This is a genomic window from Ideonella sp. P3_A4, from assembly GCF_056403075.1.
The window spans coordinates 1-10,485 of sequence record NZ_JBFUGE010000205.1; the positions used below are offsets into that span (position 1 = coordinate 1).

Annotated in this window: 11 protein-coding genes; 9 read left to right on the plus strand and 2 right to left on the minus strand. The window is 66.5% G+C overall.

The annotated features are described in order from the left end of the window. Window positions 1-178 precede the first annotated feature (178 nt). The 4 genes from AC1DYI_RS17980 (at window position 179) to AC1DYI_RS17995 (ending at window position 4,288) form a co-directional block, all read left to right on the plus strand. Entirely contained in the window at window positions 179-1,222 is a 1,044-nt protein-coding gene (locus tag AC1DYI_RS17980; protein WP_477205501.1) for a M35 family metalloendopeptidase, read from the plus strand. A gap of 260 nt (window positions 1,223-1,482) precedes the next feature. Further along, window positions 1,483-2,481: a M35 family metalloendopeptidase gene (locus tag AC1DYI_RS17985; RefSeq protein ID WP_477205502.1), complete on the plus strand. Its 999-nt coding sequence runs from the start codon at window positions 1,483-1,485 to the stop codon at window positions 2,479-2,481. 240 nt (window positions 2,482-2,721) lie between these two features. After that, a complete protein-coding gene (locus tag AC1DYI_RS17990; protein ID WP_477205503.1) occupies window positions 2,722-3,753 on the plus strand; it encodes a M35 family metalloendopeptidase in 1,032 nt (343 codons plus the stop codon). A 7-nt stretch (window positions 3,754-3,760) separates the two neighbouring features. Beyond that, a complete protein-coding gene (locus tag AC1DYI_RS17995; RefSeq protein WP_477205504.1) occupies window positions 3,761-4,288 on the plus strand; it encodes a hypothetical protein in 528 nt (175 codons plus the stop codon). Here AC1DYI_RS17995 and AC1DYI_RS18000 read toward each other — a convergent pair whose 3' ends face one another. Continuing rightward, window positions 4,289-5,023 carry a siderophore-interacting protein gene (locus AC1DYI_RS18000; RefSeq protein ID WP_477205505.1) on the minus strand — a complete coding sequence of 245 codons (735 nt, stop codon included), beginning with the start codon at window positions 5,021-5,023 and terminating at the stop codon, window positions 4,289-4,291. A gap of 128 nt (window positions 5,024-5,151) precedes the next feature. Here AC1DYI_RS18000 and AC1DYI_RS18005 point away from each other — a divergent pair, with 128 nt between their 5' ends. The 3 genes from AC1DYI_RS18005 to miaB all read left to right on the plus strand — a co-directional run bounded on the left by AC1DYI_RS18005 (window position 5,152) and on the right by miaB (window position 7,501). Continuing rightward, entirely contained in the window at window positions 5,152-5,544 is a 393-nt protein-coding gene (locus AC1DYI_RS18005; RefSeq protein WP_477205506.1) for a MarR family winged helix-turn-helix transcriptional regulator, read from the plus strand. Window positions 5,545-5,660: 116 nt separating this feature from the next. Beyond that, window positions 5,661-6,089, plus strand: a complete 429-nt coding sequence (locus AC1DYI_RS18010; RefSeq protein ID WP_477205507.1) for a hypothetical protein — start codon at window positions 5,661-5,663, stop codon at window positions 6,087-6,089. Window positions 6,090-6,115: 26 nt separating this feature from the next. Beyond that, window positions 6,116-7,501 (plus strand): tRNA (N6-isopentenyl adenosine(37)-C2)-methylthiotransferase MiaB, encoded by a 1,386-nt coding sequence (miaB, locus tag AC1DYI_RS18015; RefSeq protein WP_477205508.1) that lies wholly within the window; start codon window positions 6,116-6,118, stop codon window positions 7,499-7,501. On the opposite strand, the gene AC1DYI_RS18020 is transcribed toward miaB, so the two are convergent. Further along, a complete protein-coding gene (locus AC1DYI_RS18020) occupies window positions 7,502-7,780 on the minus strand; it encodes a hypothetical protein (RefSeq protein WP_477205509.1) in 279 nt (92 codons plus the stop codon). A gap of 107 nt (window positions 7,781-7,887) precedes the next feature. Here AC1DYI_RS18020 and hemA point away from each other — a divergent pair, with 107 nt between their 5' ends. Next, window positions 7,888-9,207 (plus strand): glutamyl-tRNA reductase, encoded by a 1,320-nt coding sequence (gene hemA, locus AC1DYI_RS18025; RefSeq protein ID WP_477205510.1) that lies wholly within the window; start codon window positions 7,888-7,890, stop codon window positions 9,205-9,207. Between the two features lie 89 nt (window positions 9,208-9,296). After that, complete coding sequence (gene prfA / locus AC1DYI_RS18030) at window positions 9,297-10,385, plus strand: peptide chain release factor 1 (protein ID WP_477205511.1); 1,089 nt, start codon at window positions 9,297-9,299, stop codon at window positions 10,383-10,385. Window positions 10,386-10,485 lie beyond the last annotated feature (100 nt).

The window sequence follows — 10,485 nt, forward strand, 5'->3', positions numbered from 1 at the left end:
GATACACAGCGGGCGGTAACACCCCCTTGCAGCCGCTTTCAATGCAACGGTCAAGAAGCGTCAAAGCAAGGGTCAACCCGCTGCATCGACCGCCCCATGGCTCCTAGATTTGGTTGGCCGCGAGCTTGTCGTCAGGCGCGGTATTCCATCCAACGTCGTTGACCTTTTCGGAGGAGCCATGATCCAAGTTGCGAAGTGGGCATTTCCCGCCATCGCTTTGCTGGCCGGCGCAGGCGCCGCAGCCGGGCCGCTCGACAAGCTCGACATTCGCCTCAGTACCGCCAACTCGGTGGTGCAAGGGGATGTGAGCGTCGCGGTCGACGTGACCGTCACCAACGTTTCCGGCCATGCGGTAAAGGTACTGAAGCGGTACCTTCCGGAAGAAGAACTGCACTCACCGCTGTTCAGCATCACCAAGGAAGACGGCAGCGCCGCGCGCTACGTCGGCCCGCTGGCCAAGTGGGGCAAGCCGACCGAGGCCGACTACATTCGTTTGGCCGCAGGCGCATCGCGCACCTATCGCGTCGAGTTGAGCCAGCGCTACCAGCTGAGCAATGGCCGCTACGCCGTGCAGTTCATCGGCCGTGACGGGCGTGGTGCCAGCGAAGCCTCGTACAAGAACTCGGTGCCGCTGACGCTGTGGACCTCGGGTCGCAGCGAGGTCGTCCAGGCCGCGGGCATCGAAGCCGAMGGCAACGGCACCGAAGCCAACATCAGCTTCACCGGTGGCTGCACGTCGTCCGAACAAAGCACGTTGACGAGCGCAGTCGGCGCGGCCACTACCTATTCGACCGAGTCCAAGGGCTACCTGAACGGCACGTCCTCGGGCACGCAGCGCTTCGTCGAATGGTTCGGAAAATTCCGTCAAACGCGTTGGGACAAGGTCGAGACGCACTTCAACAACATCGACGCGGCCTTCAAGACCAAGCCGCTGACGCTGGACTGCTCGTGCACGAGTTCGGCCTACGCCTACGTTTACCCGAACCAGCCGTACAAGATCTACCTGTGCAATGCGTTCTGGTCGGCGCCGATGACCGGCACCGATTCAAAGGGAGGCACGTTGATCCACGAGATGTCTCACTTCGACGTGGTGGGCAACACTGACGACAACGCCTACGGTCAGTCGGCGTGCCGGAGTTTGGCCAAGAGCAACCCGAAGGCAGCGGTCGCGAACGCCGACAGCCACGAGTACTTCGCCGAGAACAACCCCCATCTGCCCTGATCTGCTTGACTAGACAAGCACGCGGCGGGCCAGTTTTCGCCGCGTGACACAAACGGCAAGCGCTGAAACCGGCGCTTGCTTTTTCTTCTGCAGAACAAGGTCAAGATTCGTCACGACCCCGGGTGGACCCGGGGCACCCGCGTCTTCAGGCGACCTAGATTCCGGCGGCCGTTCGCACGAGAGAGGCGGCGGCAGTGGGTAAAACGATCCAACCTCGTCTGGAGAATCTGATGATTCGATACGCAAGAACGACAGCACCCGTGGTCGCCCTGTTGGCCTGCAGCGGCGCGTTTGCTGCCCAGGACAAGCTCGATGTTCGCTTGAGCGTCGCCAACCCCGTGGTCCAGGGAGACGTCAGCGTCGCCGTCGACGTGACCGTCACCAACACGACCGGCCACGCCGTCAAGGTGCTGAAGTCGCAGCTGCCGTCGCAGCACCTACAAGGCCCGCTGTTCCGGATCATCAAGGAAGACGGCACCCCCGCTTCCTACGTCGGCCCGCTGGTCAAGCGCGCGGCACCGCGTGCCGAAGACTACGTGCGCATCGAAGCCGGCGCGACGCGGACTTACCACGTCGACCTGACCAGCCACTACGAGCTGGGCAACGGCCGCTACACGGTCGAATACCTCGCGCGCAACCGCCATGGCAACGAAGCCGAGGTCGCCTCGACGGCCCCGCTGCAGCTGTGGACCTCGGGCCGCAGCGCCGCGGTCGAGACGGACGCTGTCGAACAGCCTGAAGCCAACATCACCTACACCGGCGGCTGCACCACGACCGAGAAGAACAAGCTCGTCAAAGCCGTCAACGCGGCGACCAACTACGCCACCGAATCGAACAGCTACCTGGCCGGCACGCCGTCGGGCACGCAGCGCTACGTCAAGTGGTTCGGCGCCTTCACGTCCAGCCGCTGGAACACGGCGCACACGCACTTCACCAACGAAGAGAGCGCCTTCAAGACCAAGCCGCTGACGCTGGACTGCTCGTGCAACGACAGCGGCGTCTACGCCTATGTCTACGCGAACCAGCCGTACAAGATCTACCTGTGCGGCGCGTTCTGGAGCGCCCCGATGACCGGCACCGACTCCAAGGGCGGTACGCTGGTGCACGAGATGTCGCACTTCACCGTCGTCGCCGGCACGGGCGACTATGCCTATGGCCAGACGGCCGCGGCCAACCTCGCGCGGACCAACCCGGACAAGGCCGTCGCCAACGCCGACAACCACGAGTACTTCGCGGAAAACAACCCGCACCTGCCCTGACCCCAGGGCGCCCCGCGGCTCCACACCGCGGGGCGTGGGTGCCTTGAATCAAGGGCACTCGAGACCGGGCARGCGCCGAAACAGGCGCTTGCCATTTCTCCAGAAGAAATAAGTTCAACTTTGATCAAGGCCGGGGGTCCACCCGATCCCTTGTCATCAAGGCGGACTCCGAGACTGCGGCGGCCACGGCCCACGAGGCCAAGGCAGTGAGTCCAACTGATCAAACTTCTGGAGAATCCGATGATTCGATTTGCAAGAAGGACAGCACCCGCGGTCGCCCTCCTGGCCTGTGCCGGCTCATTCGCCGCACCGGCCCAGCTCGATGTCCAGCTGAGCACGGCCAACCCGGTGGTGCAGGGAGACGTGGATGTGGCCGTTGATGTCGCCGTGACCAACACGAGCGGCCATGCGGTCAAGGTGTTGAAGTGGCAGCTGCCTTCGCAGCGCCTGCAAGGCCCGCTGTTCAGGATCATCAAGGAAGACGGCACGCCGGCCTCCTACGTCGGCCCACTGGTCAAGCGCGCCGCGCCGCGTGCCGAAGACTATGTGCACATCGAAGCCGGCCAGACGCTGAAGTACCGCGTCGAACTCACCGGTTCGTACGAGCTCGGCAACGGCCAGCACACGATCGAATACGTCGCCCATGGCCGCCATGGCAACGAGGCGGTGCTGTCATCGGCCACTGCGCTGCACCTGTGGACGTCCGGCCGCAGCGCGCCAGCGCCCGTCACCGAGTCAAACGAGGCCGTGGCTGCCAGCATCACCTACACCGGTGGCTGCACCTCGTCGGAGAAGAGCTCGCTGGTGTCGGCGGTCAACGCAGCCACGAACTACGCCACGGCATCGAACAGCTACCTGGCCGGCACGCCGTCTGGCACGCAGCGCTACGTCAAGTGGTTCGGCACCTTCAGCTCCAGCCGCTGGAGCACGGTGCACACCCACTTCAGCAATGAAGAGAACGCGTTCAAGACCAAGCCGCTGACGCTGGATTGCTCATGCAACGACAGTGGCACCTACGCCTATGTCTACGCGAACTCGCCGTACAAGATCTACCTGTGCGGTGCCTTCTGGAGCGCCCCGATGACGGGTACCGACTCCAAGGGCGGTACCCTGGTGCATGAGATGTCTCACTTCAATGTGGTCGCCGGCACCGACGACTGGGCTTACGGCCAAAGCGCCGCGGCGAGTCTGGCCCGGTCCAACCCGACCCGTGCCGTCGACAACGCCGACAGCCACGAGTACTTCGCCGAAAACAGCCCGTACCTGCCTTGAGGTTGGCATGACGACGAAGCTGGCTGCGGTCACACTGGCGTGCATCATGGCCAGCTCGTCGTCTTTCGCCGCCTCACCCGCTGCCGCGCTGCGCTGTGCCATTCAGGCACCGGCGCAGGCAGTGGCGGGCCAGCCGGTGTTGCTTCACTTCTCGGTCACCAACACCGGCGCGGCGCCGCTGCAAGTGCTGCGCTGGAACACACCGTTCGAGGGCGCCTGGTTCGCGCCCTTCGTCGAAGTGAAACGCAATGGCAAGCCGTTGCCTTTCCAGGGCCCGATGATCAAGCGTGCCGACCCGCGGGCTGAGGACTATCTGCGCATCGACGCCGGCAAGGCCATCGAAGCCGAGTTGGATCTCGCCTTGCCCTTCGATCTGTCGGCCGCCGGCCTCTACCGTGTACTGCCACGCATCCGGCTGATCGATGTGTTCGACGCCGGTACCGCCGCCACGGTGCCGCGCCCGCGTGCAGAGCACCAGGGTGCAGATCTCACCTGCCCCACGGTCGAGTTCCAGCTCTCGACGCCGAAAGGCTGATCAGGCCTCGAGGTTCTCGTGGTGCGCCGTCGCACCACGCTTCCAGTAGGCCGCCGCGCGGATCGCGCGCTTGTCGTGGCCCTTCTCGTCGACCAGGATGCGGCGCAGTTCGGCCATCTCGGCGGCTTCGCCGGCGGCCCAGACATAACCTTCACCAGCCGGCAGCGCCATCGCCTTCAGGGCTGACAGCAAGCCGGCGCCATCGGCCACCCAGGTGGTCGTCACGTCGGCCGCGCTGCTCAGTGTGGGGCGGTCCGCCGCATCGGGTACTTGAAGCACCACCAAGGTCTTTGCGCCGGCCGGCAGTTCTTCGAGCCGCCGCGCAATCGCTGGCAGCGCGGTCTCGTCGCCGACCAGCAGGTGCCAGTCGTAGTCGAGCGGGATCAGGAAAGAGCCACGCGGGCCGCCGATGCGCACGCGCTGCCCCGGCGCCGCCTGCGTCGCCCATTCAGCGGCGGGGCCATCGCCGTGCAACACGAACTCCAGCGTCAGCTCGCGCGCCGCGTTGTCGAAACTGCGCGGCGTGTAATCGCGCCGTGCCGGTTCTTCGGCGCCGGAATCGATGAAGAGCTTCACATGGTCGTCGAACGAGGGGCTGACGAAGTCGGCCAGCGACTCGTCGGTGAAGGTCACGGCGCGCAGATGAGGCGTCACATCGTGCACCCGCACCACCGTCAGGTCGCGAAACTTCAGTTCATGGCGCACGCGCTGCACGCGGCCGAGGACACTGCTCATGGCGTTGGCATCTCAATTGATTGACAATGTCTCCCATCATGGGCAAACCAATTGACAATGTCAACCAACCCGCCGCAAAGCCCTCTGTGCTTCAGGGGGACGAAGTGGTGGAGCTGGTGCACACCGTCATGCATCAGCTGCGCTCGCTGCAGTACCAGGCGCTGCGCGACGGGCCACTCACACTGACCCACATGGAAAGCAAGGTGCTCAACTACTTCGGCCGCCAACCCGGCGCGACGCAGAGCGACCTGGTGCAGCACAGTGGGCGCGACAAGGCGCAACTGGCTCGGCTGATCAAGGGCTTGCGCGAACGCGGTCTGCTGGACAGCGAGGCCGATGCAGCGGACCGTCGCAACCTCCGGTTGACCCTCACCGCCGAGGGCCAGGGCCTGCTGAAGACGCTGCAGCAGCAAACCCGCAAGGTCAACGCGCAGGCGGTGGCCGGCCTGAGCGCCGCCGAGCGTGAACAGTTGCGCGCCTTGCTGCAACGACTGCGCGACAACCTGGACGGCGGAGCCTGACCCGCACCATGACCCACCCGCTGCAGGGCCGCCGACGCTAAAATTCGACCCTCACGCCGGCTTGGACACCCTACGAGGCCCGGGCCGGTTCTTTTCACAGCCCCTGGGTCTACACCATGCATCGCTGTGCCGCACGCGCCGCATCCGCTGGCGCCTCTCGCCGCTTCGTCCTCTCTTCGCTGGCTGCCRCCACCTTGCTGGTCGCCTTGCCGGCGCAGTCGCAAACCCTGATGCGCCGCTTCCCGCGCACCGCCTTGCGCGGCGAGATCACATTCGGCGCGCCGCCCGAGATCCTGCTCAACGGCCGGGCCGCCCGCATGTCGCCAGGCGCCCGCGTACACGACCTGCTCAATGCAATGCCGATGCCCGGCGCGCTGCTGGGCAACAAGTACATCGTCAACTTCACGATCGACGGCATGGGCATGGTGCAGGAGGTGTGGATCCTGCGGCCTGACGAGATCGCCAAGCAACCCTGGCCACGCACGCCGGTCGAAGCCCAGACCTGGGCCTTCAACGACGGCGAACAAATGTGGATGAAGCCGTGACTCGGCCGGACAACGGAGTTGCTGCCATGACGAACCCCACTGACAAGACCGCGGACACGCCGGCCGACAAGGCCACCAAGAAGGTCTTCATCCGCACCTTCGGCTGCCAGATGAACGAGTATGACTCGGACAAGATGGCCGACGTGCTGCGTGCCGCCGAAGGCTACGAGCCGACGCAAGACGTCGAGCAGGCCGACCTCGTGCTGTTCAACACCTGCTCGGTGCGCGAGAAGGCGGCGGAGAAGGTCTTCTCCGACCTGGGCCGCGTCAAGCACCTGAAGAAAAAGGGCGTGCTGATCGGCGTTGGCGGTTGCGTCGCCAGCCAAGAGGGCGCGGCCATCATCGAGCGCGCGCCTTATGTGGACCTGGTGTTCGGCCCGCAGACGCTGCACCGGCTGCCGCAGATGATTGCCCAGCGCCATGCGCAGCACAGGCCACAGGTCGACATCAGCTTCCCCGAGATCGAGAAGTTCGACAACCTGCCGCCGGCCAAGGTCGAGGGCGCGAGCGCCTTCGTCTCGATCATGGAAGGCTGCTCGAAGTACTGCACCTACTGCGTCGTGCCCTACACCCGCGGCGAAGAGGTGTCGCGCCCGTTCGACGACGTGCTGACCGAGGTCGCCGGCCTGGCCGACCAGGGCGTGAAGGAAATTACGCTGCTGGGCCAGAACGTCAACGCCTACCGCGGCCCGATGGGCGACACGGCCGAGATCGCCGACTTCGCGCTGCTGCTGGACTACGTGGCGGAAATCCCCGGCATCGAACGCATCCGCTACGTCACCAGCCACCCGAACGAGTTCACCCAGCGCCTGGTCGACGCCTACGGCCGCATCCCGCAGCTGGTGAACCACCTGCACCTGCCGGTGCAGCACGGCTCGGACCGCATCCTGATGGCGATGAAGCGTGGCTACACCGCGCTCGAATACAAGAGCACGATCCGCAAGCTGCGCGTGGTGCGGCCCGACATCTCGATGAGCTCCGACTTCATCGTCGGCTTCCCCGGCGAGACCGAGGAAGACCACGCGAAGACGATGAAGCTGATCGACGACATCGGCTTCGACGCCTCGTTCAGCTTCATCTTCAGCCCGCGCCCTGGCACGCCCGCCGCCGCACTGCACGACGAGACGCCGCACGAGGTGAAGCTCGCGCGCTTGCAGGCGCTGCAAGCCAAGCTCGAAGACAACGTGCACCGCTACAGCGCCCAGCGCGTCGGCACCGTGCAGCGCATCCTCGTCGAAGGCCCGTCGCGCAAGAGCGCCGCCGAGCTGATGGGCCGCACCGAGTGCAACCGCATCGTCAACTTCGCCGGCTCACCGCGCCTGGTCGGCCAGATGGTCGACGTGACGATCACCGAGGCGCTGCCGCACTCGCTGCGTGGCGAGGTGGTCTTGCGGGAGACCGCTGCCGCGTGATCAGCGCAGGTGGCGCAGGGCGCGCCACCACAGCGCGAGCGACGTGGTGGCCATCAGCAGACCGTAGGTGGCCATGCGGCCGTCGCGGCCGAAGATGACCAAGCCACCTATCAGCGCCACCGCCCCTGCAGCCACGGCCCACAAGGTCAGGCCGCTGAAGGCGACGGAGCGCAAGGCCTTCCACCAGATCAGCTTGCACAGCCCGCTGGCGATCAGGCCCACGCCGATGGCGGGGCCGAAAAAGTTGGCAAGGTGCCACAGCGCGTCGAGCGGGCCCATGTGTATTCGAGTGGGTTGGGGCGCACGGCTTGCGCCGCATCAAACCGCACGGCGGGCATTCGGGCCGCCGCCAGCGCCGTGAAAGACTGAAATTTTATAATCTGGCCATGAGTGTCATCGCGCTCGGACTGAACCACACCACCGCGCCGCTGGACTTGCGCGGCCGGTTTGCGTTCGCGCCCGAGCAGTTGCCGCCGGCGTTGCGGGCCTTGCGCGAGCAATGGCAGCGTATGTCGCCCGAGGCCGCGATCCTGTCGACCTGCAACCGCACCGAGCTGTACGTGGCCGGTGGCAACGCCGCCCGCGGCCGCGAGTTGGTGCGTCCGGCGATCGACTGGCTGGCCGCGCAAGGCGGTGTCGACGGCGGCAAGCTGCTGGCCCACACCTATGTGCTGGAAGGCCGCGAAGCCGCGCGGCACGCGTTCCGCGTCGCCTCGGGGCTGGACTCGATGGTGCTCGGCGAGCCGCAGATCCTGGGCCAGATGAAGGAAGCGGTGCGCGGTGCCAACGAGGCCGGCACGCTCGGCACCACGCTGCACCAGCTGTTCCAGCGCTCGTTCTCGGTCGCCAAAGAGGTCCGCAGCTCGACCGAAATCGGCGCCCACTCGATCAGCATGGCCGCCGCCACCGTGCGCCTGGCCTCGCAGCTGTTCGAGGACCTGCGTCAGATCAAGGTGCTGTTCGTCGGCGCCGGCGAGATGATCGAGCTGGTCGCCACCCACTTCGCGGCCCGCGAGCCCAAGCAGATGGCGCTGGCCAACCGCACGCTGGAGCGCGGCGAAAAGCTCGCCAGCCGCTTCGGCGCACAGGCTATCCGCCTGGCCGACCTGCCGGCGCGGCTGCACGAGTTCGACGCGGTCATCTCATGCACCGCCAGCACGCTGCCGATCATCGGGCTGGGAGCGGTCGAGCGCGCTCTGAAGGCGCGCCGCCGGCGGCCGATGTTCATGGTCGACCTGGCGGTGCCGCGCGACATCGAACCCGAGGTGGCGCGGTTGTCGGACGTGTACCTCTACACCGTCGACGACCTGACCGAGGTCGTGCAGACCGCGGGCGAAAAGCGCCAAGCCGCCGTGGCCCAGGCCGAAGCGATCATCGACGCCGGGGTGCAGAGCTTTTCGCACTGGCTGGACCAGCGCGCCAGCGTGCCGCTGATCCAGGCGCTGAACCAGCAGGCCGACGACTGGCGGGCCGCCGAGCTGGGCCGCGCGCGCAAGCTGCTGGCCCGCGGCGAGGACGTCGAAAGCGTGCTCGACGCAATGTCGCGCGCACTGACGCAAAAGATGCTGCACGGGGCGCTGGCCGAGTTGCGCGCCAGCGAGGGCGAGACCCGCCACGCGACCGCCGAATGGGTCTCGCGCCTGTTCCTGCGCCAGGCCACGCGCAACCTGGCGGCCGACGAGCCCGGCCCGGGCGACAAGCTGTAGCGACGCGGCGCCACCTGGCCGCTGCGCCCGCGCCCTGCGGGCCGCCCTTGTCCCCTTGAATGATGCCGGCCGTGACCGGCCCGAAGACCATGAAAGATTCGCTGCGCCTGCAACTGCAACGCCTGCAAATGCGCCTGACCGAGCTGGACGCCAACCTGGCCGATCCGCAGGTCACTTCAGACATGGCCCGCTACCGCACGCTGGCGCGTGAGCAGGCCGAAGCCTCCGAGGTCGTCGGACTCTTTCGCCGCTACGAACAGCGCGAAAGCGACCTCGCCGCGGCACGCGAGCTGCTGGCCGACCCGGACATGGCCGAGATGGCGCGCGAAGAAATCGCTGGTGCTGAAGCCGAGCTTGGACAGTTGCTGGCCGCTCTGCAAGCCGCGCTGTTGCCGCGCGACCCGGACGACCACCGCAACGCCTTCGTCGAAATTCGCGCCGGCACCGGCGGTGAAGAATCGGCGCTGTTCGCCGCCGATCTGGCCCGCATGTACCTGCGCTACGCCGAAGGCCAGGGCTGGCGCAGTGAGGTGATGAGCGAGAACGCGTCGGACCTGGGCGGTTACAAGGAAGTCGTCTTCCGCTTCGAGGGCGACAAGGTCTACGAGAAGATGAAGTTCGAGTCTGGCGGCCACCGCGTGCAGCGGGTGCCCGAGACCGAAGCGCAAGGGCGCATCCACACCAGCGCCTGCACCGTGGCGGTGATGCCCGAGCCGGACGAAGCCGCCGAGGTCACGCTGAACCCGGCCGACCTGCGCATCGACACCTTCCGCGCCAGTGGCGCCGGCGGCCAGCACATCAACAAGACCGACAGCGCGATCCGCGTCACCCACATCCCGACCGGGCTGGTGGCCGAATGCCAGGACGACCGCTCGCAGCACCGCAACAAGGCCAAGGCGCTGGCGGTGCTGCAAGCCCGGCTGCAAGACCGCGAACGCAGCGCCCGCGAAGCCAAGGAAGCCGCGACGCGCAAGGCGTTGGTCGGTACAGGCGACCGCTCCGACCGCATCCGCACCTACAACTTCCCCCAGGGCCGGCTGACCGACCACCGCATCAACCTGACGCTGTACAAGCTCGGCGCGATCATGGACGGCGACCTGGGTGACGTGGTCGCGGCGCTGCAGGCCGAACAGGCACAGCAACAGCTGGCGGCGCTGGAAAGCGGTGGCGCCGCATGAACCTGACGCTGGCGCAGGCCCTGTTGAAGGCCCAAACCCAGGGCCTGGACCGGTTGGACGCGCAGCTGCTGCTGGGCCATCTGCTGGGCCGGCCACGCGC